Origin of the sequence: Micromonospora sp. RP3T (assembly GCF_003027925.1) — a bacterium.
GTDB lineage: Bacteria > Actinomycetota > Actinomycetes > Mycobacteriales > Micromonosporaceae > Micromonospora.
The window spans coordinates 45,604-71,671 of record NZ_PYPS01000035.1 but is presented as its reverse complement, the minus strand read 5'-3'; the positions used below and the strand labels follow the sequence as shown (position 1 = coordinate 71,671).

Annotated in this window: 25 protein-coding genes and 1 pseudogene; 16 read left to right on the top strand and 10 right to left on the bottom strand. The window is 67.6% G+C overall.

The window, feature by feature from the left end; translation table 11 throughout:
- Nucleotides 1-57: 57 nt before the first annotated feature.
- Both C8054_RS25080 and C8054_RS25075 read right to left on the bottom strand, forming a co-directional pair.
- A complete protein-coding gene (locus C8054_RS25080) occupies nucleotides 58-765 on the bottom strand; it encodes an N-acetyltransferase (protein WP_233220177.1) in 708 nt (235 codons plus the stop codon).
- The gene (locus tag C8054_RS25075) at nucleotides 762-1,943 is read right to left on the bottom strand and encodes an FAD-binding oxidoreductase (protein WP_233220176.1); all 1,182 of its coding nucleotides are present in this window, start codon (nucleotides 1,941-1,943) and stop codon (nucleotides 762-764) included. The genes C8054_RS25080 and C8054_RS25075 overlap by 4 nt, the downstream gene beginning before the upstream one ends.
- A gap of 249 nt (nucleotides 1,944-2,192) precedes the next feature.
- Between C8054_RS25075 and C8054_RS25070 the strand changes: the two genes are divergently transcribed.
- The 8 genes and pseudogenes from C8054_RS25070 to C8054_RS25035 all read left to right on the top strand — a co-directional run.
- The gene (locus C8054_RS25070) at nucleotides 2,193-3,065 is read left to right on the top strand and encodes a helix-turn-helix transcriptional regulator (RefSeq protein ID WP_107160886.1); all 873 of its coding nucleotides are present in this window, start codon (nucleotides 2,193-2,195) and stop codon (nucleotides 3,063-3,065) included.
- A complete protein-coding gene (locus tag C8054_RS25065) occupies nucleotides 3,062-3,268 on the top strand; it encodes a DUF397 domain-containing protein (RefSeq protein ID WP_107160884.1) in 207 nt (68 codons plus the stop codon). The genes C8054_RS25070 and C8054_RS25065 overlap by 4 nt, the downstream gene beginning before the upstream one ends.
- A gap of 200 nt (nucleotides 3,269-3,468) precedes the next feature.
- Nucleotides 3,469-3,675, top strand: coding sequence for a hypothetical protein (locus C8054_RS25060; protein WP_107160882.1), 207 nt, complete (start codon nucleotides 3,469-3,471; stop codon nucleotides 3,673-3,675).
- Nucleotides 3,676-3,677: 2 nt separating this feature from the next.
- The gene (locus tag C8054_RS31780; RefSeq protein WP_146179966.1) at nucleotides 3,678-4,223 is read left to right on the top strand and encodes a DUF6879 family protein; all 546 of its coding nucleotides are present in this window, start codon (nucleotides 3,678-3,680) and stop codon (nucleotides 4,221-4,223) included.
- A gap of 13 nt (nucleotides 4,224-4,236) precedes the next feature.
- Entirely contained in the window at nucleotides 4,237-5,091 is an 855-nt protein-coding gene (locus C8054_RS25055) for a helix-turn-helix transcriptional regulator (RefSeq protein WP_158273885.1), read from the top strand.
- 353 nt (nucleotides 5,092-5,444) lie between these two features.
- Entirely contained in the window at nucleotides 5,445-6,149 is a 705-nt protein-coding gene (locus C8054_RS25050) for a hypothetical protein (protein ID WP_158273884.1), read from the top strand.
- 94 nt (nucleotides 6,150-6,243) lie between these two features.
- Nucleotides 6,244-7,242, top strand: coding sequence for a G5 domain-containing protein (locus C8054_RS32880; RefSeq protein ID WP_233220175.1), 999 nt, complete (start codon nucleotides 6,244-6,246; stop codon nucleotides 7,240-7,242).
- A 301-nt stretch (nucleotides 7,243-7,543) separates the two neighbouring features.
- Nucleotides 7,544-8,681, top strand: a pseudogene (locus C8054_RS25035) (IS3 family transposase); the annotation flags it as partial.
- A 308-nt stretch (nucleotides 8,682-8,989) separates the two neighbouring features.
- On the opposite strand, the gene C8054_RS25030 reads toward C8054_RS25035, so the two are convergent.
- From C8054_RS25030 to C8054_RS25005, 7 genes are all read right to left on the bottom strand, one after another.
- Nucleotides 8,990-10,300: a hypothetical protein gene (locus C8054_RS25030; RefSeq protein ID WP_107160874.1), complete on the bottom strand. Its 1,311-nt coding sequence runs from the start codon at nucleotides 10,298-10,300 to the stop codon at nucleotides 8,990-8,992.
- Complete coding sequence (locus C8054_RS25025; protein WP_146179964.1) at nucleotides 10,297-10,980, bottom strand: GGDEF domain-containing protein; 684 nt, start codon at nucleotides 10,978-10,980, stop codon at nucleotides 10,297-10,299. Before C8054_RS25025 ends, C8054_RS25030 begins: the two co-directional genes overlap by 4 nt.
- 278 nt (nucleotides 10,981-11,258) lie before the next feature.
- Entirely contained in the window at nucleotides 11,259-11,423 is a 165-nt protein-coding gene (locus C8054_RS32110) for a hypothetical protein (RefSeq protein WP_158273883.1), read from the bottom strand.
- A 346-nt stretch (nucleotides 11,424-11,769) separates the two neighbouring features.
- Entirely contained in the window at nucleotides 11,770-12,222 is a 453-nt protein-coding gene (locus C8054_RS25020; protein WP_107160870.1) for a hypothetical protein, read from the bottom strand.
- A 5-nt stretch (nucleotides 12,223-12,227) separates the two neighbouring features.
- Nucleotides 12,228-13,274, bottom strand: a complete 1,047-nt coding sequence (locus C8054_RS25015) for a DUF4192 domain-containing protein (RefSeq protein WP_233220174.1) — start codon at nucleotides 13,272-13,274, stop codon at nucleotides 12,228-12,230.
- A 421-nt stretch (nucleotides 13,275-13,695) separates the two neighbouring features.
- Nucleotides 13,696-14,538 (bottom strand): TRM11 family methyltransferase, encoded by an 843-nt coding sequence (locus tag C8054_RS25010; RefSeq protein WP_107160867.1) that lies wholly within the window; start codon nucleotides 14,536-14,538, stop codon nucleotides 13,696-13,698.
- Nucleotides 14,531-15,109, bottom strand: coding sequence for a hypothetical protein (locus C8054_RS25005; RefSeq protein ID WP_233220173.1), 579 nt, complete (start codon nucleotides 15,107-15,109; stop codon nucleotides 14,531-14,533). The genes C8054_RS25010 and C8054_RS25005 overlap by 8 nt, the downstream gene beginning before the upstream one ends.
- A gap of 280 nt (nucleotides 15,110-15,389) precedes the next feature.
- On the opposite strand from C8054_RS25005, the gene C8054_RS25000 reads away from it, so the two are divergent.
- Nucleotides 15,390-16,157, top strand: a complete 768-nt coding sequence (locus tag C8054_RS25000) for a hypothetical protein (protein WP_107160865.1) — start codon at nucleotides 15,390-15,392, stop codon at nucleotides 16,155-16,157.
- Between the two features lie 225 nt (nucleotides 16,158-16,382).
- On the opposite strand, the gene C8054_RS24995 is transcribed toward C8054_RS25000, so the two are convergent.
- A complete protein-coding gene (locus C8054_RS24995; protein WP_107160917.1) occupies nucleotides 16,383-17,699 on the bottom strand; it encodes a hypothetical protein in 1,317 nt (438 codons plus the stop codon).
- 551 nt (nucleotides 17,700-18,250) lie between these two features.
- Between C8054_RS24995 and C8054_RS24990 the strand changes: the two genes are divergently transcribed.
- From C8054_RS24990 to C8054_RS24960, 7 genes are all read left to right on the top strand, one after another.
- Complete coding sequence (locus C8054_RS24990; RefSeq protein ID WP_107160863.1) at nucleotides 18,251-18,598, top strand: hypothetical protein; 348 nt, start codon at nucleotides 18,251-18,253, stop codon at nucleotides 18,596-18,598.
- A gap of 209 nt (nucleotides 18,599-18,807) precedes the next feature.
- Nucleotides 18,808-19,068 carry a hypothetical protein gene (locus C8054_RS24985; RefSeq protein ID WP_146179963.1) on the top strand — a complete coding sequence of 87 codons (261 nt, stop codon included), beginning with the start codon at nucleotides 18,808-18,810 and terminating at the stop codon, nucleotides 19,066-19,068.
- 433 nt (nucleotides 19,069-19,501) lie between these two features.
- Nucleotides 19,502-19,792, top strand: a complete 291-nt coding sequence (locus tag C8054_RS24980; RefSeq protein WP_107160857.1) for a pilin — start codon at nucleotides 19,502-19,504, stop codon at nucleotides 19,790-19,792.
- Nucleotides 19,793-19,809: 17 nt separating this feature from the next.
- Nucleotides 19,810-20,775: a conjugal transfer protein TrbL family protein gene (locus tag C8054_RS24975; protein ID WP_233220172.1), complete on the top strand. Its 966-nt coding sequence runs from the start codon at nucleotides 19,810-19,812 to the stop codon at nucleotides 20,773-20,775.
- Between the two features lie 3 nt (nucleotides 20,776-20,778).
- Entirely contained in the window at nucleotides 20,779-21,672 is an 894-nt protein-coding gene (locus C8054_RS24970) for a PrgI family protein (protein WP_107160852.1), read from the top strand.
- A gap of 44 nt (nucleotides 21,673-21,716) precedes the next feature.
- Nucleotides 21,717-23,420 (top strand): VirB4 family type IV secretion system protein, encoded by a 1,704-nt coding sequence (locus C8054_RS24965; protein ID WP_107160850.1) that lies wholly within the window; start codon nucleotides 21,717-21,719, stop codon nucleotides 23,418-23,420.
- Nucleotides 23,417-25,879: a type IV secretory system conjugative DNA transfer family protein gene (locus tag C8054_RS24960; protein WP_107160848.1), complete on the top strand. Its 2,463-nt coding sequence runs from the start codon at nucleotides 23,417-23,419 to the stop codon at nucleotides 25,877-25,879. Before C8054_RS24965 ends, C8054_RS24960 begins: the two co-directional genes overlap by 4 nt.
- Nucleotides 25,880-26,068: the final 189 nt, after the last annotated feature.

Here is a 26,068-nt window from a genome sequence, read left to right as displayed (position 1 = left end):
GCCCGCCGCGTCGCAGCTAGCGGGATGATCAAGACAGCGGGATCTGGCGGAGGACGGCTAGGGAGAACGAGGTGAGGTCGCCGGCACCGCGCTGCGGGGCGTCGGCGTCGTAAAGCGGTGCGTACGAACCCGGCACGGCAGCCCATCGGAGCGCCGGCCCGTAGACCCGGGCCGCCACATCCGCCACAGCATCGGGCCGCCGGGCTCCAGCAAGATCGGCGACCGCACCTCATAGCCCAGCCGAGCGAATACGCTCTCGCGCGGCTGGCCGCCGCTCACCTCGGCGTACGCCGGCAACTTGTCCGCATCCAACCGGTGGTGGTAGCCGGTCAGCAGCGCTCGCGCGGCACCATGCTGCCCGGGGCGGACCGCTAGGTGGGCGAGGAAGTGGTGCGGCGTATGCGGCATCAGCACGTCGACGTAGGCGTGCAGCAGCGCGAACCGGGACGCGTAGGGGCCGAGCACCTTCTGCAGGTCACACCCCCAGGCGTCAACCGGCGCTGGCGGCTCCACCCGCGAGTACCAGACCGCCACCGCTTCGGCCCCGTCGAGAGTGTCGACCTGACCATCCACCATCGCGCGCTCAAGAACGAGATGTGCGTAGCGGCGCAGCACCGCAGCACGCGCAGCCCTGTCCGGAACCAACCAGGCGGCCGTCGGCTGCGCCCGCAATCCGTACGCCATGATCTCGGACAGGGCACCGAGGTCCTCGCCTGTCGCGCGACGGACCATTCCGTCGCGTGCGATCGTCCGCGCCGGCGTCATGTCGCGTCTCCGGCCATGCCGCTCGCGGCGCTACCGGCAGGCCCGTCCTCCTGCGGCCCGGTCAAGGGCGACGCACGGTGGCTCAGCATCCACCGAGCCGTTTCGAGCGCGTGATCGAAGGTCATGGCCAGGTGCAACTCGTCTGCCGCCACCCCCGCCAAGGGCAGCCACTGCCGCGCCGCCTCCATCAACCGTGGCGGACCACAGACGTACACCGCCTGCCCCGGCCGGTGGTGATGCATCGCCACGCTGAGCAGGTTGCCCTGCACGACCGGCTCCACATCCGGGTCGTCCGAGAACGCCAACACCACCGTCAACCAGTCGCAATGCGCCTGCTGCAACTTGTCCAACGCCACCGCGTCGTACAAATCAAGCAGCGTCCGAGAACCAACCACCAACGTCACCCGACGCCGGACCGGCGACCCAGCCACCTGCTCCACCAACGCCCGCAACGGCGCGAGACCCGTACCGCCCGCCGCCAACAACAGATCAGCGTCACCGGCCCGCTCCAGCGACAGCCCCACGTCCAGCGGCGGTCCAAGCCACAGCATCTCCCCCGGCACAACCTGCTCAACCAGCACCGGTGAGACCGCACCGCCCGCAACAGCACGTACGTGAAACTCCACGGTCCCGTCAGCGCGAGGGGCATTCGCCGGCGACAACCACCTCCACTGCCCCGCAAGGCGCGGCGTGCATACAGGAACCGCCTGACCAGGCAGAAAGCGGAGACGGCGTACCGGCAGCACGGTCACGACCGCTACCCCATCGGCCGCCGCCTCGCATCCCACCACCTCGGCCACCGTCACGTCGGGTCCATCACCCAACGTCCCCGCCGCCCGCTCGCTCAGACGAAGCGCCTGACGGCAACCCTTCTCCCACTGTCCGGCCTGTTCCGGAACCCAGCTCGCACCCGCGAACCGCCGTACCGTGTCCACCACCGCCGCAGCGATCACCGTGTCGTGATACGGCTGCAGGTCGAACCTTCGATACATCCGACCCATCACCGCCAACGCGGCACGCCGACCCGCCGGATCTCCCCGACCAGCCACCATCTGCCCGAGCGTCGAGAAGAACATCGGCGCGAGCTGCTGCGGCAGGAACCGAACGCTCCGGTCCTCCATGAACGACCAGAAGTAGTCGGCTGCGGGGCTGAGGACTACAAGGGCAGAGGCCAGCAACTCTCCTGGGTCAGGATCACGCTGGTGAGGACCAGGGGCTGAGGCGCGCATCCGAGACTTCCCATCAGGGCGACCAATACAGACAGGCAACCCGGGGAGGTTGCCGAGAATATATTCTCGGCAACCAGACTGGCATTCGCCTACAGGGATGTCAATCTTCTGATGTAACTTCTCGTCGTCGTCGCGCTACGGCGCACGACATCCGCGTTGGAGGCCCAGGGGCCTCAACGAGATCCGGAGGATGAGCTCGTGGCTAGGCCGATCGGACCAACAATCCCGCGGTGGCAGCTCGGTGAGCAACTCAGCGCCCTGCGCGAGAGAGCGCGCGTCTCGCAGCGCCAGATCGCGGACCGGCTCGGCTGCTCAGTCAGCAAGATCCAGAAGATTGAGGCAGGTGAGGTGGGCGTCGTACGAGCCGAGTTGGAGGCGATGCTCATCAGCTACGACCTCACCGACGATCAACTACGAGCCGAGTTGCTTGCGCTGCAGGGACTCGGCAAACAGCGCGGTTGGTGGTCAAAGTTCGGGGCCGTGCCCACACCCTTCGCGACGTTCCTCGGCATCGAGAGTGCGGCAACCACGATCAGGGCTTACGAGCCGATGGTCATCCACGGGCTGCTTCAGACCGAGGAGTACGCCCGCGCCATCGCCGGTACCGTTGCCCTCTTTGCAGACGATGATCAACGGGAGAGACAGGTGCGGATTCGGATGAAACGACAGGAACTCGCATTTGGCGACGAACCGCCCAAAGTATGGGCAATCTTGGATGAGGCCGTCCTTCGCCGGGAGATCGGCGGGCCTGCAGTGATGGCGGCGCAGCTTCGACACCTGCTGGCGCTGCCAGCCTGGATCACCGTGCAGGTAGTGCCCTTTGGCAATGGCGGCTACCCGGGGACTCGTGGCGCGATGACCATCTTCGAGTTCGACGAAAGGCTTCACAGTCCCGTCGTCTACGTAGAGTGCCAGGCAGGAAACCTCTACCTGGAGAAGGAGGATGACCTGCGCCGCTGTAACCTCGCGTATAACCACATGACCGCCTCAGCCCTCAGCAAACAGGAGTCCGCCCGGCTGATCGAGGTCGTAGCTCGCCAGTACGAGGATCCCGCGAGGAGCGAACGGTGAACCCGGATCTGTCACGCGCCGTCTGGCGCAAGAGCAGTCGTTCTCAGGACAACGGGGGGTGTGTCGAGGTTGCCATCAACCTCGTCCCTGTAGTTCCGGTCCGCGACTCGAAGGATCCCGCAGGGCCAACGTTGATCTTCGACCGCAAGACGTGGGGAGAGTTCGTGTCTGAGGTACGCCGCAGGGCCACCCCAGGGCACTGACCCTCGCCAGTTACGCATGATTTAGGCACATTTCGTCGAGAATATCTTCTCGGACAGTTTGACCCTGCCCGCGCTCCATCATCGCGGACTCCCAAAAATTCATCAGTCCCGAGAATATTGCGCATGGGCTGCTTCTCATGCGAGCATCGCCCTGCGGACGCGCCGCTGGAGGCGGCGCGGTGAGGTAGAGGGGCAACATCGTGCAACTCGAGTTCATTCGCAAGTGGAGCGAGAGCGGGACCGGCAACTGCCCCGCGTTGTACCGAGCCGACAACGGCAACTACGTCGTCCAGGGCTGGCAGGTAGACGATGAGACGCGCGCCCACCTGCGCGACCTGGGCGCAAACGAGACGGCGGTCGAAGTCCCTGCCGATGTCATCGCTGGCATCGTGGCGCGAGCATCCTGACCATGACCGAGCAGCTCACCGGCGACGACTTCAATAAGCTGTTCCGCTACTTCACCGCCACGGCATTCCGGCTAGAGGTGCAACCGGTATACGACGTGACCGATGAGCGGCAGTCGATCGACGAATTCCTCGCCGGTGAGCCTCGGCCAGTAACCGAATTTCCGTTCTATGCAGCTTGGCTGGATCAAATCCGCTCGGTGACGGCCGAGGGGCGTCGAGTTGAACGCGTGCGAGTCCTGAACGAGCCGCCCACTGACTACCAGCGGTGGGAGATGTGGAGCGGGCAGTACAACACCGAAGCAGGCGAAATCATCCGCTACATTAGCCGCAGTCGAGCGGAGGATGTCGGGCTGCCAATTCAGGATGACTGGTGGCTCTTCGACTCGAAGCGCTTGGCTCTCATGAGGTTCAGTGCTCAAGGTGAACCGTTGGGCGGGGAGATCATCACGGACCCGAATATCGTGTCACAGCATGTCGCCTGGTGGAGTCTCGCCGTTCGCCACAGCTCTCCGGATGCAGATGCAACTCACTCATCGGAAAGTCCGTAAAGGAAATCCTCAAGTGGATTCGATCGAGGACTGGCTGCGGCGGCCGGGTGGGCTAGCCGGACACCTCCGGGAACTTCGTCGCGGGGCGCGACTGACCGGCTCCGAGTTGGCGCGGCAGCTAGGCTGGACGCAGTCGAAGGTCTCAAAGATCGAGACTGGCAAGCAGATGCCAACCGACGAAGACCTCTCCGATTGGCTGAGGACATGCGGCGCAACTGACGCCGCAAAGGCCACTCTCACCGCTTTGCTCGCTGAGGCGCAAGGGTTGCATCAGGAGTGGCGCCAGCAGGTTCGGCTTGGACAGTCCGCCATTCAGCGGAACTATGACCAGATGGTCAGCAGGGCGAGCAGAATCCGCAATACAGAAATCGTGTACATCCCCGGCCTGCTTCAAACGCCCAGCTACGCTCGCTCTCGGATCGAGGAGAGCGTCCGACTCCACGGTGCAGATCCCAATGAGGTGGATTCAGCGACAGCGCAGAGGATGCTGCGGCAGCAGGTACTGTACGACACTTCGAAAAAGTTTGAGTTTCTAATCTTTGAAGCTGCGTTGCGCGTCTTGCTCTGCTCGCCGATGGACATGCTAGCGCAGCTAGATAGAGTCTTGAATATTACAGATTTGTCTCACATAACGCTGGGCGTCATCCCCTTTGGTCGACAACTATCGATCGCGCCACAGAACTCGTTCCTCCTGCTTGGTGATGAGCTGGCAATCGTCGAGACCTTCATCGGGGAATACATGTTCCACGGCGAAGAAGCTGCCGCCTACTCGGCCGCCATGGGCCAGCTGGCGAACGACGCAGCCTACGATGGTGAGGCCCGCAAGCTCATCGGGCGAGCTATGGCGGAACTTCGCAGCATCACCTGATGGCCCGTGACTTCGAGGAGGACCCGGTCGGCCTCGATTCCGGGACATAGATGACTACAGTCCGTCCATAAGCACCAAATCGACTCTTAACCGACGCCATTTATCATCACAGGGTGATCATCAGGTGACGCGAACGTGATCCTCATGTTTGACTACAGCCATGGGGGCGAGCGGGGTTCGGCTGCCGATTGACTGCGGAGGCCCCTCAGCGAGGAGATCCGCGGCTGGAACGCCACCTATCAGTCGCGGACCGTCCGCTTCGAGATCTCGGACGCTCCCAAGGCGGATCCAGCGGTCGGACGCTTCGTCCTTTCCCGGCCGCACCACCCCATCACCGTCACCTGGCAGTGACCGTGGAGTCGGACAACGCGCTGTTTCGGCGCTTCCCACTGGTCGCGCGACCACGGCCCATTGCCGGACCGTTGGCCGCTCGCATCAACGATCTGTGCGCGTTGGCCGCGCGCGCCACGCGAGAAAGCGACCGAGCTGCGGCATCGGCGGTCTACAACCAGGCCGCACTGCTCGCGTCGGACTGCGGTCAATCGGACCTGGCCCGACGGTGGTGCCACGAACACGCGGCCGCGTACCTGCGAGCCGTCCCGCTGGATGCGCGTGCGGCACGCCATGCGCTGGAGCCTCTGGTCAACCTTGCCCGGCTGCAGATCCGTGACCGGGACGGTGACGCTGCCCTTCGACTCCTCACGGACCTCTTCGAGGCGGTGTCCTCACGCACTGACACGGTGATCGACGGGCAGGCCCTGCAGGCGAGCCGGCTGACTCGCAGCGAGGACGACCACCGCGAGGTGAGGCAGTGGTTGTGGAGTGTGCTTGTCGCCGAGGGTGCCCGTGCGCTGGCCGACGCGGGTCGATGGGGCGAGGCGTATGAGCACCTTGAGCGACATCATGGTATCGGCCAACGGATGCTCGACGGACGCCAGGTGGCGACCACCGCCCACCTGACGACTGGCGACATCGCGTCGGCCTACGCCATGGTCACCGAGACCGCCCCTGGTGAGTCCTGGGAGGACGCGGTCACTGAATGCCTGGCCTATTTGTGACAGGTCCTCCCAGGAGCACCTGAAACTCGCGATCGACGGCCACCTCAGACTGCAGCCTGCGAAGCCTCTCGCCATCTTCCAGGCTCGCCTCGGCATGACGCTCATCGACGCGGCCGGCGGAACAGCGGATACGCCACTGCGGCGTCTCGCTTCGTCTCTGGTCGCGAAGTGCGTCGCCTGGGGCGACGCCCGCGTTGCTCGGGAGATCCTCCGCCACCAGGGCTTGGCGTCAGGCATCAGCCATCGCCAGGCAGTGCAGCTTGCTGAGATCGTGCTGAACGGCGGCCTCGACCGGGGCCGGCTCCCAAGCTGGGCGGAGAAGGGCCTCTCGACTTTCGTTGCCTTGTGCCATTCGACCCTCGAAAGCGACCGCCCGCCGGGCTGCCATGATCATATCGTCGGAAGCGGTCCCGTGACGCTCGCCGAGGCCGGACACTTCTGGCGGTGGTCCGCCACACTAGCCAAGGTGACCACCCACGACCATCAACGGCGCGGCGAGAATCTAAAGTCAATCATCGTCAGCGCCGCGATCTTGGCGGTGCTCGGACTCGGCGCAGCAGCCGTTAATGCGGCCACCGATGGCGGGACAGCAAGTGGCCCGGCACCAACACCAGCATCCCCTACGAGTGGCGCAACCAGCATCGCTGCGACCCATGCCGTCAAGTCGTCGCCCGCCGTCACACCAAGCCGCGCCGTGATGGAGACCTTGACCGTCACCGCCACTGAGCAAGTCCCATACCAGACCAAAAAGGTCAAGGATTCGTCGATGCCGAAGGGCGTCACGAAGTTGCGGACACGTGGTGTGGAAGGCACCAAGAAACTCACGTACCAGGTGACTGTCATCGACGGGATAGAGACAGCAAGGAAGGTGGTCAAGACACAGATCACCACGAAGCCAGTTACCGAGGTCGTTGCGGTCGGGACGAACAACTGCGACCTGAACTACCAAGGTTGCGTACCGATCGCAAGCGACGTGGACTGCGCGGGGGGCAGCGGCAACGGACCTGCCTACGTGAAGGGTCCGGTGAAGGTGATCGGCTATGACATCTACAAGCTTGATCGAAACCGTGACGGCTACGGCTGCAACGAATAAGCGGAAGGTCTCGCCCTCGGCCAGGGTCCCCGGACTTCAACGCCACCGCCACCCGGCACAGCGCGGCTCATCCCTTAACGCTATGGGCGAACGACTTCACCAGCGGCTTCGGCTTGCGACGTTGTCGGATTAGCGACGGGGAGTCCGCCGATATCCGACCGTCCTCCGTGTAGCGTAAGCCGGCTAGGGTTACCCGAACTTCTTGCTACCGGGAGGACACTGCCGGCATGTCCGGGTCTGCTGCACCGATAGGTGACATCTGAGATGGCTTGCCCTGCGGGCGGGCTGGAAGGATGTCGTTGTGCCCAAGCCCTACCCCCGAGAGTTCCGCGATGACGTCGTGCGGGTCGCGCGCGACCGCGAGCCAGGCGTGACGGTCGAGCAGATCGCCAAGGACTTCGGCGTGCACCCGATGACGTTGTTCAAGTGGCTGCGCCAAGCCGACGTCGACGACGGCGCCGCCCCCGGAACGGCCGGCAGCGAGTCGGCCGAGCTGCGCGAGGCGCGTAAGCGGATCAGGTTGTTGGAGCAGGAGAACGAAGTCCTGCGCCGGGCCGCGGCCTACTTGTCGCAGGCGCATCTGCCGGGAAAAGGCTCTACCCGCTCGTGAGCGAGCTGGCCGCCGACGGGATCCCCGTGGCGGTGACGTGCCGGGTATTGAACATCGCTCGTCAGCCCTACTACCGGTGGCTGGCCCGACCCGTCAGCAGCGCCGAGGAGGTGGCGGCGTATCGGGCCAACGCGCTGTTCGACGCCTACCGCGACGATCCGGAGTTCGGCTACCGGTTCCTCGTCGACGAGGCCCGCGACGCCGGCCAGCCGATGGCCGACCGCACCGCGTGGCGGATCTGCTCGGGCAACGGCTGGTGGAGCGCATTCGGCAAGCGCAAGAAGCGTGGCAAGGGCCGCAAGGTAGGCCCACCCGTGCATGACGACCTCGTGAAGCGGGACTTCACCGCCGACGGCCCGAACCGGCTGTCGCTGGCCGACATCACCGAACACCGCACCGGCGAGGGTAAGCTCTACCTGTGCGCGATCAAGGACGTCTGGTCCCACCGGATCGTCGGCTACTCCATCGACTCGCAGATGAAGTCCCGCCTGGCCGTCGCCGCACTGGACAACGCCGCCGCCAGACGCGGTGATCTGCCGGCTGCATCCTGCACACCGACCGCAGATCCCAATTCCGGTCCAGGAAATTCATCCGAGCCCTCCACCGCCACCGGATGGCCGGATCGATGGGCCGTGTCGGCGCCGCCGGCGACAACGCCGCCATGGAATCCTTCTTCGGACTCCTGCAGAACAACGTCCTCAACCGGCGATCACGGGCCACCCGGGATCAACTCCGGATCGCGATTGTGACCTGGATCGAACGGACCTACCACCGCCGCAGACGCCAGCGGTCGTTGTCCCGGTTGGCCCCCGTTGAATTCGAGACCATCATGCACCACCGGCCAGTCAGGCCGTGTGACTACACCTGTCACCTGTCGGTGCAGCAGACCCGTCGCGGACAGCGTCCGCGACGCATGACCGCAGCATGAAATGACTTTGCAGCGCTGAATACCTCCCCCGAGATGAGGAAAGCTTACAGTAGTTGAACCGATCCAGAGAGCAGCGGCACCTGACGTGGCCCTGTCGATCGACATCCGTACCCTCCTCACAGGTGTCGATGCAGGCGTCTCGGCTGGCCGGTGACCTACTGACGATGTGGTGGCAGGCGACAAAGTCTCCTGCCACCACCGGCATCAGGTCATGCTGGTCGTGGTGTCGGCCCGTCACCCTGCGGTTTGTGGGTGCTGAGCATGCGAACGGTGCTGCTGGTCTTCACCGGTGATTCGGCTGGACCTTTCAGGAATGGGTTGATGTAGACCGGGCGGCGAAGCGATCGGCCTGGTCCGTGGGCTTGGTTGCGCCAGTGGCCGGAGACCCAGAACCGGCTGCTCTGGCGGCGTCCTTGCCCTCTTGGCGTCGGTGCTGGTGCTCCGCTTGGGCTGCTGTGTCGGCCGCGGATCCTGACGACGCGTACCTCTGGTTGGTCTCGCTTGGTACGGGCGTAGGCCTTAGCGACGGCCTTGTCGACTTTCGGGATGTCGATCTCTGCGGCCTTTTGCGTGATCAGCAGCCAGGTGGTGATCAGGGTGGCCGCGAGGTGGCCGGCATCAATCGGTTGCTGTTCGGTGAGGTGGGCGGTGGCCATGGGTACGAGCCAGCCGACTTGCTCGCGGAGCCGTTGCAGGGGTTTGCCGTCGAGGCCGGCCCCGATGGCCCGGTAGAGGACCAGCTGCCAGCCGTCGTTGGCCACGGTCCAGGAGGCGGCGGTGATTTGGTGTTGGGTCACGGGCCGTGACCAGGTGATGAATACGTTGGCCGGTGGACCGGTGTCGTGGCCGATGGTGAGGTCGGTGAGTTGGGTGGCGGCGTGTTCGGCGAGATCGGTGAAGTCGTCATCGATCCAGTAGAGGCGCGACTGGTCGAGTCCGTCAGCGATCTGGCCTCGTGTCCCGGTAAACCCGAGCGCGGCAGGCAGATCGTCGCTGCCTAGATAGAAGTGAGCGAGCCGGTCGCGCACCTTGGGCAGGTCCTTCGCCGTGATGAATGCCGCCGGCCAGGGAGTCGTGGTGAGGAGCGTGCGGCCGGGGAGGCGGTCGTCGAGGAACGCCAGGTGCAGCTCCTCGATACGCCCTCGCACCTCCGGGTTGGTACCGACGCCGAGGGCTTGGACGGCGCGGTCGACGACCAGGTTTGGGTGGCCGTCGTCGATGTGGGTTTGGCAGGTGGCGCATGCTGCCCACGTCTCGCCGAAGTTCTGCACCACGGTGGCGCTGGAGGCGATGGCGACGGCGGTGACGTTGCCGCCGTTAAGCGTCCAGATCGGGTAAGGGTCGCCGCAGAAGTCGCAGGTCCGGCGGACGGTGGCGAGGTGGCTGACCGGGACGGGGGCGGGGGCGTGTCCGTCGGTGGCGAGGTGGACCGGGTGGACGTGGGTGGGTGGGGTGCCGAGGGTGTTGAGCGGGACCAGGCAGGTGCGGCAGGCCATCTCCTCGGGGGGTGGGGTAATCATGCTGGGGTTCCGTCGATCGGGCGGCGGCGGTCGCGCAGGCGTGGTCCGCGGCGGTGGGGTGCGGGTGGCATGGTCATGCCTGGCTGGTAAGTGGCGTGGCGGTTCCGCCCGTTGCGCTTGGCGTGGTACATGGCGACGTCGGCCCGGTGAAGCGCGACATCGGTAAGCGGGTCGGTAGCTTCGACGAGGGCTAGGCCGATGCTGGCGGTAACGGAGTGCTTATTGGCGTCGAGGAGGACAGGCTCGGCGATGATCGTCGCGAACGCGTCGGCGATGCGATCCGGGCCACCAGCGTGGGTGGGTAGAAGGACGGCGTATTCGTCGCCGGCGAGCCGTGCGGCGGCGCCGCCGTGGCAGGCGGCGAGGTCTGTGATGCGCTCGCCGATGGCGATGAGGAGGTCGTCGCCGTGGTCGTGGCCATGGGTGTCGTTGAGGGTTTTGAAGTCGTCGAGGTCGATCAGGGCGACGGTGATCGGCTGAGCGGGAGCTTGTTCGGCGAGGGCGGCGTGGGCGGCGTGGAGGCCGGCGCGGTTGAGCATGCCGGTGAGAGGGTCGTGGAGCATCGAGCGGTGGGTGTCAGCGAGTTGGTGGCGTAGGCGGCGGATGGTCGGCCAGGCAGTGAGCCGGCCCAGGGTGTAGGCCACCGCGGCGGTGGCGATCATGAGCAGTGGTCGGGACACTGGGGTCCTCCTTTGATGGAGAACCCGGGACGCGGACGTTTGCAGGCGGCGCGTCCCGGGTCCTGATATGGCGACGGCCCGCCAGTGGCGGGCCGGTTTCGGTTCTTGCCGGATGCTCGGCTCCACCGGCTATCCCGCGGCGGCCCGCAAGGATTCGCAGCACTGGTGGCGAGAGCGTTCGGGCCAGGGTCAGGCCGGCGGCGCCGGACAGCGCCACCTCGAACCGCACCTGAGGTACGACAGCAGCCCTTCACCTCGTGGCTGGTCGCGAGGTGGTGTCAGCGGCGTACCGGGTGTTTGGCCTGGTCGACGCGGAGGCTGGCCGAGAGGTCGGTGGTGATTTCGGCGGAGGGCTCAGGGGCCGAGAGCACTTCGGCCGGGTCGAGAATGGTCTCGACCCGGCCGAAGTGGATGACGTGGGGTTGGCGTTCGGGTTCGGTCACGGGGCCCCAGGTGAAGTCGACGAGGGTGGCGACGTAGGTGCGGTGTGGGCTCCAGCCGACCTGGATCGTGTACCGGTCGAAGCCCGGCTTGGGTATGAGGTGTAGAGACTCATGGATTCCCTTCGTGGAGACCTCGCGACGTTGCCGAGTCGATGCCTCCGACGACCTGCTGGCCGCCGAAGGCTGGCCCGGAGATCGCCAGCGGCACTGGTTCTCCGGCGTCGTACTCTCCTGCTCTTGGACCCCGAGGGAGGGCTGGCGCTGCTCGGGCCTGTCAGCCGCGTACTGGGGTGGGCGCGACGGGAGACTGACCTCCCTGGCGGCAGGCGTCGCGGCGAGCTGGGGCTCAAGCCGGACGGTGCCGGATGCGTTCCTCCGCTGCCTCGATGATCTTGTCTCGGCGTGCGGTGGGGAGGCTGGCGAGCAGGACGACGTAGTGCTGTTCCTGTGGGGTGAGTGGTTCGGCGAAGGCCTGCTTGTAGGCCAGGCGGGCGACTTCGTGTTCGGCCTCGATCGGGCCGCTGTGGTCGTAGGCGGAGGCGACCTCGCACAGTTGCGCAGCTGCGGCGAGGGGGTCTCGGGACAGCGAAGTGTCGTAGAGACGGAAGTGCGCGGGCAGGTCGGCTGCGGTGATGGCGGTGATCAGGCAGAGGTCGGCTTGGACGCTGTAGGGCCACGCGTTGCCGTGGGTGGGTGTTTCGCCGCGGGCGCGCAGGGCGGCACGCTCGGCATGCCAGCGCAGCTGGGCTTCTTTCGCGGTGCGGGCGAGGGCCAGCAAGATGGCGCGAACGGGGTCCATGATCTTTACTCCTGTTCCATCGGGTCGTCGGGCAGTGCGGGCGTTTCGGAGTCGACGTCGGCGAGGACCTCCTCGATGACGGTCGGGGGCACCCCGGCCTGTAGGGCTTGAAGGATCGTCTCGGCGAGCTGGTAGCTGCTGTCGATACCGAGGGCGTGTTCGGCGGCCATGGCGGCGAGGACGCCGTCGCCGCAGCGCCAGGCGGTGACGGCGAGCAGGGTGGCCGGCGCCGGTACGAGCGGCTCGTCGGCGCGGCGGGTAATGTCGGCCCAGAAGTCGACGTGCCGGCTGTGTGGCTTGGTGAGTCCGACGGCGAGGCCCCGGATATCAAGGTCGACCAGCAACGTGGTCAGCCACGCCACCTCGTCATTGGTGAGTCGCGCTCCCGCGTCGTGCCGTCCGAGCGCGTTGCGGACGGCCTGCTCGCCGGCCTCATACACTGCGGTGCCGCCGGCGGCGTGCAATCCCTCCAGTCGGAGGTGCGCCTCGCGGCTGGCCCGTTGGATGGCGTCGCGTGCGGCGCCACCGACCGGGGTGATCCGGTTAGCGACCGACGCCCGATCGGGTCGAACCACGACGCCCGCGATGGTCGCTCGGACGGCCACCGTTGATGCGATGGGGTCGAACGGGGTTCCCTGGGGCGGGCAGCAGGCAGGGTTGGCGCAGATCAGGCTGAACAGGCGATCCCCGGCGATGCGCAGCAGGTCGAGGACGGTCAGTCCGGCGGCGACGAAGGCGTCGCTGAGGGCGCGCAGCGCCGTGTCGATGGGGTCCGGCGTGCCGTAGCCGATGATCACCACGTGGGTGAGCGGTTGTTGCCGCTGCACGACGGGGATGAGCTGATCGGCGAAGGCGTCCAGTTGGTGTGGGTGCTCTGCGCCGGTAGGCAGGTCCCCGCGGGCGGCGAAGACGATGTGTCGGTCGTTGCAGGCGATGACGACGGCGCTGCCGTCACTGGGATGAAAGCCGATGAGATAGGGCACTGCAGCGGCCAGATCGGCTGGCGAGCGGACTGTCACTTTGTTCTCGGGTGACGACACGATGACCTCCACGATGTGACTTGGGTCGAGGGGATGGGATTGCCGACGGCATGCGGCCCGGGCGGGTTGCGTAGCCCTGCTGCCAGCTGGTGGTACCGCTGGCGACTGCCGGCTGGTGACGTACGGCAGCAGGCGGCCACTCGAGTGGTGGCCGCCTGACCGACGGATGGGGCCGCCCGATCGCCAACAAGGCGCGAGCGGGCTTGATTGTTGCGGTGTTCTGAGGCTGGCGGTGGCGGCCGACCGGGAGTGGTGGGCGCGATGCCGTCGCGGATGCGTCAGACGAGCGCGAGAGGAAGAGAAAAGAATGAGCCCTCAGGCTATTCGGCCTCCCGGAGGCAGGGCCCGACGTGTCAGAACTGGCTATCTGTCAGGTCCTGACAGCCCAACCGCCGCGACGCTGGTAGCTCGGCGGCGCCGCCCACGCAGGCGTCTATGGTCGCCGTAGCACGAGGACGTCCTCGTGCGCGATCAAGTGCATGGGAATGCCGTCGTCGCGGGCGCGGCGCACAGCCAGCAGCACGAACATGTTGGCTCGGTGGACGATCTGCCCGTCGCGGACAGCGGCGAGCATCGCGGCGCACCGCTGCACCGGGATCAGCCCGACCGACCGGGCGACGGTGAGCAGTTCGCCCGGCAGGTCTATCAGGTCGTCGCGCTGGCGGCGCACCGGCCGGCAGGTGATCACGACGATCCCGCCGGGGCGCAGAAGCCGGTAGCTGGCGGCGAGGATCGCGGCGAACCCGTCGAGTAGACGCGACCAGCCACCGTAGGCGAGGTTGCCGCTCTGCCGGTCCCCGTAGTGGTGGTGCCGCTTGCGCACGCCGGCGCTCGTCGTCTGGACCAGTCCATGAGTACCGCGGCCATAGGGCGGCGAGGTGAGCACGAGTGCGACTTGGCCGACGATGGCGGCCGGCACCAGGTCGAGCAGGCCGGTGGCGTCGCCGGTGACCACCCGCCCGCTTCCAGGGGCGTTCTGCTCAGCGGCAAGAGCGATGTTGGCCTCGGCGACGGCGGTGTAGCGCGGTTCGATGTCGATGCCGAGTCCATGACGGCCGAGGTGCATGGCCTCGACCAGGGTGGTCCCGGCCCCGCACATCGGGTCGAACACCAGATCCCCCGGCCGGCTGTAAATGTCGATGGCATGGGCGGCAGCATGGGGCAGCATCTTGGCCGGATGGCTAGATGTCGTCGGAGCGTACCGGCCGCGCCGCTGATCGCGGGCGGGGATCTGGCAGGTCAGCCACACTGAGGTGATCGGCAGCGAGTCACTCATAGCCGTCGCCGAGCTGCGTGGTGGTGCCCCGGGTCAGGATCAGCACGTCGGTATGGATGTCGAGGTGCGCGCGCAGGCCTCGCCGGGGCGGCCGGTCAGCCGCCACGACGTGCTGCAGGTACATGAGTCCGGTGCGCTTGGCGGCGACGACCACGTCGACCGGTAGGGCAACGTCGTCGTGCGGCAGCAGGACCGCGACGCAGCCGCCAGGCAGCAAATTCGGGCGGCAGCGGGTGAAGAACTCCTCCAGTGCGGCAGCTTCGTGGGGCGGCCAGCCGGAGACGATCAGCGTTGCCGGTTCCGGGCACCGCTCTCCGGGATTCGTCAGGTTCAGATGCGCGCGGCGCTGCGTGCCGATGATCGCGCGGGCCAACTGCGGCCCCACCGTCAGGTCGATGATCAGATTGGATGGGTGGGAGAGATTGTGGACCAGCCGCACACCCATCGCATTGGACATGGTCTCCCCCGCTTGCGGCGCGGGGACCGGCCACACGGTGATCGGTACGGGCGGGTCGCCGGGCACCACATCCCCCACAGGGACGGGTGCGCGACGCGGCTTCTTGTCGGTCATAGGCACGGTGGCCCCCGGACCGGCGGACGTACTGACGATTCCCAGGGCCACGCTGACAGGCCGGTCGAACCCATCCCCGATCTGACACGACCCATCCCAAGACAGCAATCGGCGCGGGGTCGGCACGCACGGCCTCGCTCTGGCCGGTGTGAACCTGACAGGGGCGGACATGAACCGTCCGACCCTGACAACCGGCTCTGGTGTCAGGTCGGGCTGTCCCAATCGAGGGCCTCGGGAACGTCGCATCAAGGCGACGTCCTCCGGTCGAGGGGACCTGACCATGGCACCGACGACGCACGCGACGCCGACCCGTACGGCATTGACCACCGCCGAGAAGGCGTTCGAGCTGCTGACCTGCGAACCCGCGCCGCTGATGTTCGACGCACGTCCGGTGCCAGGCCTACCGGACAGGCCACTGCCGCTGGATGAGCTACGCACGGTGCTGCTTGGCGAGCGTCACAGCAGCGACACCACTGACGCGCTGTGGCGACAGCTGGCCCACCACGCCCGCGAGTGGGGGCCGGCCTGGGTCGTAGGCGCGATCGGCGTCGCGCTCCCGGCTCTGACTCACCTAGCGGCAAGGATCAGCCGCGGCAGGCCGAGGCACGCCGACGATGTGGACTCCGAAGTCCTCGCTGGTTTCCTTGACGCCCTCCGCTCTGCCGACCTGGCGTCGCCGCGGTTATGGCTGCGGCTGTGTTGGGCCGCTTGGCGCGCCGCAGTCGCGGTCGTCAAGGTCGACGACGGTGAGGAATTGCCACCCGACCGCGTAACGGGCTCTCGGTCGCCCAGAATGCCCTACGGGCATCCTGATCTACTGCTTGGCCGAGCAGCTGCCGTCGGCCTGATCACCCTCGACACGGCCGAACTGATCAGCGCGACCCGCTTCGGCGGCGCTTTGATCGAGCACCTGGCCGCCGAGCAAGGCGTGAGTGCACCTGCACTGCGGATGCGCAGGCGTCGCGCCGAGCATCTCGTAGCCGCTGCCGTCAGCCGAGGCGACCTGTCCGGCCCAAGCCCTCGCGAGTACCGAGCTCACAGGCACTGAACGTGGCCATGGGCAGACCGAGCTCACAAGGGCGGAGTGCCACCGGCATGAACCGCAAGACCCGGCCTGCGCCTCTCCCGCCCGGCAGGCGGTGACCAGTGCGCCATGCGGGCGCTTCCTGTAACAGCGGACATTATCGTTCACGAGGGGTGACGCGACTTGTGGCAGGAGCGTGCACCCGATCTTGCGGCCAGCTACCCCGATCGCGGCAAATTTGGAGCACCACTACGAGTGTTCTCGATCAAGTTCCTCTTCACTCCCAAGTCGTCGCTGGGCCCGCTCGGCGATCTCGCCGGAGACCCTGTCCATCATCGATTTGGCCCGGCCGAAAGCCTGCATACTGAAACGACTGGCGGCATCGACGCCCTCCGCCCCAGTTTCCACAACCTTGTCCTTCAACTCAGCTCCGGTGTCGAGAACCTTGGCGCCCACCTCGGACCCGGTTTCGACGAGCTTGTCGCGCACTTCCACGGCCGCGTCCAGCCATCGCCGGGCATCCCATGACCGGCGGTCGCGTTCGACGCCGAGCCGGCCGTTGAAATCGACGACGACGGTCGCGACGTGATTGGTCGACCGCACCACAGCGCGCGACGAGCTCGGATTGAACAGCACCTTCGCGTTGGCAGTGCCAGCGGCCGTGTCCATCCGGGCCATCAGGCGCTCGGTGGCGTGGGAGATGAGCTCGAGACGCTTCTGCCGGGCGATGCGGATGGCGACGCGGTGCTCCTCCAACTCTTGGGCGGACGCGTCCAGCACACGATCGAGTTCGAGCACGGCGACCGCGTCCTGGAGTTGGAAGCAGCGGGCCAGGACCGCGAGCCACTCCTGCACCTTGATTTCGGCTTCCTTCGACGTCGCGGCCAAGTCACCGACGTTGGTCGTCTCCAACTTCTCGGCGATGGCGTCGAGTTGCCGCAACGCGTACGCCTGGGTCCGGGCCAGCGGCACCGGGGTGGCCTGCACCTTCGACCAGGTGACCTCAGAAACCCTGCCCACCTGCTCCCGGATCGTCAAAGCCTCGTCGATGACGAGCTCTACCCCGATCATGTCAGCCATCACCGCGTCGGTCTGAGCGCGGAGCACAGCATCGACCTTCGCGTCGATCACGGCGAGATAGTCGGTAATCTCCTCCATGCTCTGCTTCATCGCGAGTTGCGCCATGAGACCAGCGGCACCGGTCAGGATCGCCGGGTTTGTCAGTATCGCGCTCGGGGTCTGCACGATCTCGAGCAGGCCGGTGATCCTGCCGTGGTCAGTCAGCACGGCACGGCTGAGACCATTCTCCGAGCCGCTCATCAGGTTGTACTTCTTCATCGCCTGGGCTGACTCCGCGGACAGCTGGACCCAGCGACCGGACTGCTCGGAGATCTCGGCCCCGGCCTTGGCGATCTTGGACCCGGTACCGAGGGCGCTGCTGAGGCGTTTCAGCCCCAGGTCTTTCGACGGCAGCCGCTCCGTGGTGAGGAAACGATCGACAGCCGCCGGATGCCCGATGATCGCCAGCCCATCGCCGTCACTGATCAGCTGGATCTCGTTTTCCAACGTCTTGCTCCTTGAAAAGTGGGGCACGCATCGGCCCCACGCTATGTCGGCTTCATCAGCCTCACCATGGTCTGCTCGTCTCGATGATCTCGGGATCGGAGGATGTCGTGCGGCGTGGGCCGGGTGAACGTAGTCCGCAGGCGGATGCGCGAGGAGAGCGTCGATGACACAGACCCGATCGAACCCGCCCGCGACCGACAAGCGCCGCAACAGCGTCGAGGACTGGTAACCGTGGACGTCTCGCAACCAGCACACGTACCCCTCGATGTCCACCCGCGCCGCAGCCAACGGGTCAAGGCCGAGTTCGGTGCACCATCCCATGAAGACCCGCAGGTCGGACTCGGCATGGAGGCGAGTCCGGTGACGGTAGCGGCCCAGGGAGGCCGAACTGCGGTGCGCACAACGAGTTGACGGCAGGTATGACACTGGAAGCCAAAACAGGAGAGATGGCCATACCTCCACCTGCTTCACGTGCTTTACCACCGCGATGAACACCAGTCCGCCCGGAGCGGCATACGAGGACCGCAGGCCATGCGCGAGGATTGGCGTCGATGCACAACGACGATCCGTACACCATCGTCAGTGAGTCCACGTTCGTGGCACGGTTCCTGCTCGATCCAGACACGGACACCGTGGACACGGTAGCCGGGGTTGACGCGTTCATCGACCTTCCCGACGGCTCTACGTGGGCGTTGACGATCTTCACCATCGACGAAGTCGGCCGTCTGTTGACGCGCTGGAAGGAAACAGGTGAGTTGGCAAACGGCAGCTACTTCTGGGCCGTTGACCAGCTGATCGTGCCGGAACCAGGTGTACCTGCGATGAGTGCGGCGATCCGAGAACTGGTGCGCAACGGGGACATCACAAGCGCCGGCATCCGCTGCGAGGACCAAGCCTGAGCCAACTGAGCGACCACCGGAAGGATACCGACCGCAGCCGTACGAACACTTAGCCAGGCTTCTTCGGCAGATCGGGCACGAGGCCGACGCGCGCACCGTACTGCTGGTCAGGCGGCGACGCCGCCGGCGGTAATTGTCGCCTGCAGGCGCGGCGTGGGACCTGCTGCAGGAGGGACTGGTCGGATTTGGCTAACCGCCCGATGTGGGCCGTGCTGTGGCTGCTCGTGCTGACCGCGCTCGGTGCCGTCGTCATCAGCCTGAACCCGCCAGCGGGTGGGCCCGACGGTACGGCTTTCAACCCACTCGTCTACACCATGGACCTGCTCATCCCGATCGTCGACATCGGGCACGAACGCGCGTTCGGCGTCAGCGGGCGAGCGCAATGGCTGGCGTACGTTCTGACGGCTATGGGCTGGATCCTGTTCACTGCGGTCGCCGGAGCCCTGACGCGTACCGTCCACCGCTCGTAGAGGGACCGCGTGAGAGGCTGCGCCTTCCGACGCCTGGAATAGACCGAGCCCACGTCCCGACGACGGGCTCTCAATCGGCATTGAGCGCGGCGCAGACGCATCAATAGCCCTGCGCTGGCGGTTCCGAGCAGGGCCACCGATCGGAACGTTCGCCCGCTCTCTGAATGATCGCGTGTCAGGGCGTGACAGGCGACAGGCGGGTTCGATCTATCTGACAACGCGGATCTGGGCGGTGCATGTTCTCCATGGCATGCCCGCCCGGCGGGGGTCGTTCGCGCGGCGGGGCTGAGGTGAGTTCGGCATGGCTGGCGCGGCGTACTGACACCGCGATCCCTGCGCTAGACCACAAGGGAGGAGCGCCCCCACCGACTCACATCGGCCCTTCGCATAGATCTTCGCCGGGCGGCACACAGATCAGTTCTGGAGTGCCGTCATGCACCTGACGCTGTCCGTCCTGTCGGAGATCGCCGCCGCACCACAGCCGCCAGCGGTCAATTCCATCAATCAGGTCATCTCGAACATCACCGGTTGGATCATGGGCATCATCGCGTTGGTCGCGACGATGTTCCTGGTCATCGGGGGTCTGCGGTATATGGCCGCTGGCGGTGACCCGGCCCAGGTCGAGCAGGCCAAGGGCAACCTCAAGTCCGCGTTGGTCGGCTATGCCTTGGCGGTGTTGGCCCCGGTGATCCTGCAGGTGTTGCAGGGCATCCTCGGCGGCTGAGGATGACCAACTGGGTGATGAACGATCTGGTCCGCTGGCTCGCGGAACGGGTGATTGATCTTCTCGGCGGTCTACTGGCCTTCTTGACGTCCTGGATCTTTGTGTCGCCGGATGTGACGGGGCTGCCGCAGGTGCAATCGATCGCGGAGAGGAGCGCGCTCGTGGTCGACGCCTGCTTCGTTCTCGCGATCGTCGCCGCGGGCGCCGCGGTCATGCTGGGCGACTCCGTCGAGACCCGCTACACGGTCAAGCAGCTGGTGCCGCGGCTCGTGGTCGGGTTCGTGCTGTCGGCGTTCGCGGTTCCGTTGACCGGCGTGCTCATCGAGGTGGCGAACGCGTTGACCACGTCGTTGGCCGGGGTGGACGCCCCGACGACCGAGGCGGTCACGTTCGTCAAGGCGCGGCTCGCCTCCGCGATGGGTGACCCAAGTTCAGGCCTGCTGATGCTGATCATCGGGCTGCTCATCGTGGTGCTGATGTTCCTGCTCGTCGGCGGCTGGCTGACCCGCATCGCGGCACTGGTCGTGTTGGCCGGTGTCGCGCCGGTGGCCCTGGCGTGCCACGCAACCCCCTGGACCGAGGGCGCCGCGAAGCTGTGGTGGCGGTCGGTGTTGAGTTGTCTGGCCACCCCGACACTCCAGGCAGTCACGTTCTCGGCCGGCATCAACCTCGTGATCGATCCACAGGCCAACCTGCCGATCCTGCTCGGCCTGCCTGGCTCCGACACCCTCAACCTGCTACTCGTGGTCGTCGTCCTCGGGATGACGGTCAAGATTCCGAGCTTGGTGCGGCGGTTCACCGGTCAGCAGGGCCGCAGCGTCGGCATCGGCGGCGTCGTTCTGCGAACGGTGGCCCTGCAAGGGATGGCCCGCAGGCTGGGCGGGCTCAGACCCGCCCCGGCCCGACGGATGCCGCTGCTGTCGACCACCCCCGTCCGCCCGCCCTACCGCCACCTGCCCGGCGTCTACCCCAGCCCGGAGTGATCAATGAACAATCTGGATGAGACAGCGCCCCGTGCGGTGGTGCCGGCCAATGTCAACGAACCGGACCGTGTCGCATTCGGGCTCACCTTCCGTCAGCTCGGCATCATCGGCGGCGCTGGTTTGGCCGCCGCCTGTGTCTACCGCTCGTTCGGGCATCTGCTGCCGCAACCCGTCTGGCTCGTCGGCGGTGCTGCGGTGTTCGCTGTCGCGGTCGTGGTGGCGCTCGGCCGCCGCGACGGCCTGCCGCTGGACGTTTGGCTGCGGCACGCCTTCACGCTCTCGCACAGCCCTCGCGTGCTCACACCCGGGGCGGCCCGGGTCGTCCCGGTCGCGGCCATGGAGGGCAAGCCGGTCGTCCCGGCGCTGTTGCGGTCGCCGGTGACGGCGGTCAGCCCCGCCGGTGTGCTCACCAGCGGGGGCAGCGACAAGGTGGTGGTCGCCTGCGGCACCACCAACATTCACCTGCGCACCGGCGGGGAGCAGGGCGCGTTGCTGGACGGGTTCGGCCGGTTCCTCAACGGTCTGACCGGGCCGGCGCAGATTGTCGTGGCCGCGCAGCGCCACGACCTATGCGCACACGCGCAGGCCGTCGCTGATCACGCCCGCCGCCTGCCGCATCCGGCGTTGCAGGCCGCCGCCGAGGACCACGCCCGATTCCTGCTGCAGCTCGACAGCGAGCGTGATCCGTTGCGCCGGCAGGTCCTCGCGGTCGTCACCGGGGCGCGAGCCGGCGACACCGCCGTACGGGCGTTGTCCGGGCTCGGCGTGCACGCCGTCGTGTTGGACGGGTCGGCGGTGTGCGCCGCGCTCGCGGGCGCGGTTGACCCGTTCTCCCCACCGGCGCCTGGCCCCCGTGCGGTGCCCGGCGTCCCCATCACCTTGCGGAGCAGCACATGAACTCGATGAAAACCCTGATGAAAAAGGCCTCAAGCGCCGAAGGTATGCCGGTGCCCGCCGCGTTGTCGGTCACTCCGTCACACGTGCGGGTCGGTGACGGGTACGCCGCCACGTACGTCGTGTGTGGCTACCCGGCGGAGGTCGGGCCGGCGTGGCTGGACCCGCTGCTGTCCTACCCGGGACGCGTGGACGTCGCCGTGCACCTGGACCCGGTGGTGCCGCAGTTAGCCGCGCCGATGCTGAAGCGTCAACGCGCCCGCCTCGAATCCTCGCGCCGGCTCGACGCGGACGCCGGCCGCCTCGGCGACCCGATGGTCGACGCCGCCGCAGCCGATGCCGCCGACCTGGCCGAGCGGGTCGCCCGTGGGGCGGCGAAGCTGTTCGAGGTCGGCATCTACGTCACCCTGCACGCCCGCACCCTCGACGACCTCGCCACCCTCACCGCGGGCGTGAAGTCCGCTGCGGCGAGCGTGCTGCTGGACCTGCAACCGGCGACGTTCCGCCATCAGCAGGGCTGGCTCTCGACGCTGCCGGTCGGGGTGGACCCGCTGCGGATGCGCCGCGTGCTGGACACCACCGCTCTCGCGGCGGCGTTTCCCCTCGCCTCGCCGGACCTCCCCGCCCCCACCCCCGGTGACATGGCCTTGGCGGAGGGGGTGTTGTACGGGGTCAACACCACCTCCAACGGGGTGCTGGTGTGGAACCGGTGGGCGCAGGACAACCACAACTCGGTCGTCCTCGCCCGCTCCGGGGCGGGCAAGAGCTACTTCGTCAAGCTCGACGTCCTGCGCAACCTGTACCAGGGCACGACCGTCAGCGTCATCGACCCCGAAGACGAGTACACCCCGCTGGCCGACCACGTCGGCGGCACGGTCGTGCAGCTGGGCCTGCCCGGGGTGCGTATCAACCCGCTCGACCTGCCCGACGACCGGCGGCCCGACACCCTCACCCGACGCGGCCTGTACCTGCACACGCTGATCGCGGTGATGCTCGGCGCGGCACCGCCGCCGGCCGAACGCGCGGCCCTGGACCGGGCCATCACCGCGACCTACGCCCGCGCCGGCATCAACTCCGACCCGGGCACCTGGACAAAGCCTGCTCCCCTGCTGCGCGACCTGGCCGTAATGCTCTCCGAGGACGACGATCCGGCCGCCGGGCAGCTCGCCGCCCGGCTGGCCCCTTGGACGGTGGGGAACTTCGCCGGCCTGTTCGACGGGCCCACCACCACCGTCCCGCACGGACACCTGGTGGTCTGGTCGCTGCGACACCTGCCCGACGAACTACGGACCATCGGCACGCTGCTGGCGCTCGACTCGATCTGGTCGGGCATCGACACCCCGCCCGCCAGCACTAGCCGGGCTCGGCATCTGGTGGTGGTGGATGAGGCGTGGCTGCTGATGCGCGACGGTGAAGGCGCGCGGTTTCTGTTCCGGATGGCGAAGGCGGCTCGCAAGCGGTCGGCGGGGCTGTGCGTCGTCACGCAGGACGCGGCGGATGTGCTGTCGACCGACCTTGGGCTCGCCGTGGTGTCCAACGCCGCGACGCAGGTGCTGATGCGCCAGAGCGCCCAGTCCATCGACGCTGTCGTGGAGGCGTTCAACCTCACCGCGGGTGAGGCGCGGCTGCTGCTGGCCGCGCCCCGGGGTGAGGGGCTGCTCGTCGCGGGCCGGTCGCGGATCCCGTTCCGCGCCGTCGGGTCGGCGGCGGAGCACACGATCGCCGTCACGGGCATCGGGGAGACGGAGTGACGGCCACCCCGGGCTGGCCCGCCGAGGTCGGGCAGTGGGTGCTCGCCCGGCCGTGGCTGGCCTTCGTCGCCGCCGCGATCGTCGTCGCAGCGGTGTTCGGGCACGACCAGGTGCTCGCCTGGCGGCACCGGCGGTTCACCGCCGACGCGCGATGGCTGACCATCGCCGCACCACCGCAGGTCACCGCCGAGGCCGCCGCAGCGTTCTGGACCACCATCACCGGCGTCCTGACGCCCTCGGTGTGGCGCCGCCGGGTGTTCGGCTACCCGCATGTCGGCTGGGAGTACACGTGGACCGGCCGTACGCTGGCCATCCGGGTCTGGGTGCCCGGCACGGTGCCGCCCGGCGCGGTCGAGGCCGCCGTCCGCGCGGCGTGGCCCGCCGCCACCATCACCACCACTGACGCCGCCGCGCCGATCCCGTCGCAGGTCGGTGAGGGGGTGGGTGGGGCGCACTGGCCGCAGCACCCCGACGGGCTGCCGCTGCGCAGCGATCACGAAAGCGATCCGCTGCGGGCGCTACTCGCCGCCGGCGCCGAGGTCGGCTCCCGCGAGCACGCCTGCGTGCAGGTTCTCGTCCGTCCGGCGCCGGCCCGGCGCGTCCGCGCCGCCCGCCGGGCGGCGGCAACCGCCGCCTATCCGCACGGACGGCCGGATCTGGCCGCGCGGGCGTTGTCGGGTACGGCGCGGCTGGCCGTCGAGCCGCTGCTGTGGCTGCTCGAGGTGTTCACGCCCGGCCCGTCCAAGCCGCCGCGCGCCTCGGCTGCAGCGGCTCGTGTGGCGGAACGGGATCCGGTGGCCGCCGCTGAGGCCCGTACGGTGGTGGAGAAGGCGGTGCGGGTGCCGCACTTGGAGATCGCGGTCCGGTTCGCCGTCGCCCGCGACTCGGACACGACACCACCGGATGCGGGGCGGGCCAGGCAGACCCGTGAGCGGCTGATCGGACTGGGGCACACCATCGCCTCGGCCGCCGCCACGTACACGGGTCCGAACCGGCTACGGCGCATGAAGATGCCCCACCCGGTCGCCACCCTCGCCGGGCGCCGGTTGCGGCGGGGGTTCCTGGCCACCGTCGCGGAACTCGCGGCCCTCGCCGCGCTGCCGCAAGACCTCGCCGTGCCCGGCCTGGACCGCGCCCGAGCCAAGGCCGTGCCGGCGCCCGTGCAGGTCCCCGGTGGTGGGCGTGGCGTCAAGATGCTCGGCCGCGCGCAGATCGGCCGGCACAAGGTCGGGTTGACCGTCACCGACGCCCGCCAGCACGTGCACGTGGTCGGCAAGACCGGCGTCGGGAAGTCCACGCTGCTGCTGAACATGATCCTCGGCGACATCAAAGCCGGCCGCGGCACGGTGGTCATCGACCCGCGCGGAGACCTGATCACCGACATCCTCGACCGGCTCCCCGCCGCCTCCGCCGGCAAGATCGTGATCATCGACCCGGACCAGGAGAACCCTGGCTGCTTCAACCCGCTCGATGACCGGGGAGACCCGCACCTGGCGGTGGACAACCTGGTGGGGATCTTCGCGAAGATCTTCCAAGGGCAGTGGGGACCGCGGATGGACGACACGATGCGGGTGGCGTGCCTGACGCTGATGCGCCACGCCAAACCGACGCTGAGCCTCGTGCCGTCGCTGCTGCAGGACAAGGGCTTCCGGGCCCGGTTCACCCACGGCCTGGACGATCCAGACGGTCTCGGCGGGTTCTGGGTCTGGTACGACGGCATCAACGAGCAGTTCCGCGGCCAGGTCATCGCCCCCGTCCTGGCCCGGCTACGGGCATTTCTGCTGCGCGACTTCGTCAAGTCGGTCATCGGCAACGCGCACAGTTCCTTCGACATGGGCCGGGTCCTCGACGGCGGGGTGCTGCTGTGCCGGCTACCCAAGGGGGTGCTCGGGGAGGAGACGACGCGGATCCTGGGCTCGCTGATTGTCGCCCGGGTCTGGCAGGCCGCCATCGCCCGCGCCAGCATCCCGGAGGACCAGCGCCGCGATGCCGTGCTGTACGTCGACGAGTGTCAGAACTTCCTGACACTGCCCGGCTCGGTCGGGGACATGCTGGCCGAGGCGCGAGGGTTCCGGCTGGGTCTGGTGTTGGCGCACCAGGACCTGGCGCAGCTACCGAAGGATGTCGCCGCAGCGGTGTCAGCCAATGCCCGGTCGAAGCTGTTCTTCAACGTCGACCCGGCCGACGCTCGGGAGCTGTCGCGCCACACCAAACCGGAGCTCGACGAGCACGACCTGGCCCACCTCGACGTCTACACCGCCGCCGCGCGGCTGCTGGTCGGCAACCGGGAGCTGCCGTCGTTCACATTCACCACCAACCCGCCGGCGGACCTCGTAGGTGAGGCGACCGCGATCCGTCAGGAGTGCGCCGCAGCCCACCGCCGAGCCGACGGTGAGCCGCCGATGCAGCAGGTCGCCCGCTCGGCGATGAAACGACGGATGGCCGGCCGCGAGCACTGAGCGAAGGCCTGCTCGTTTCGGGCCTCGTCCGGGTGCTGCGGTGAGGGCTCGCTTGGGGGTGTCGGCGAGACGAGACCTCACCCGAGCCCTCCCCCACCGGCCTGTCAGGCGCTTGGCCTGCCCGTACCCGGCCTGCCGTCGGCCTGTCCGCGAGATCAACTCGTCCAGACTCCCTACCGGGACTCCCTC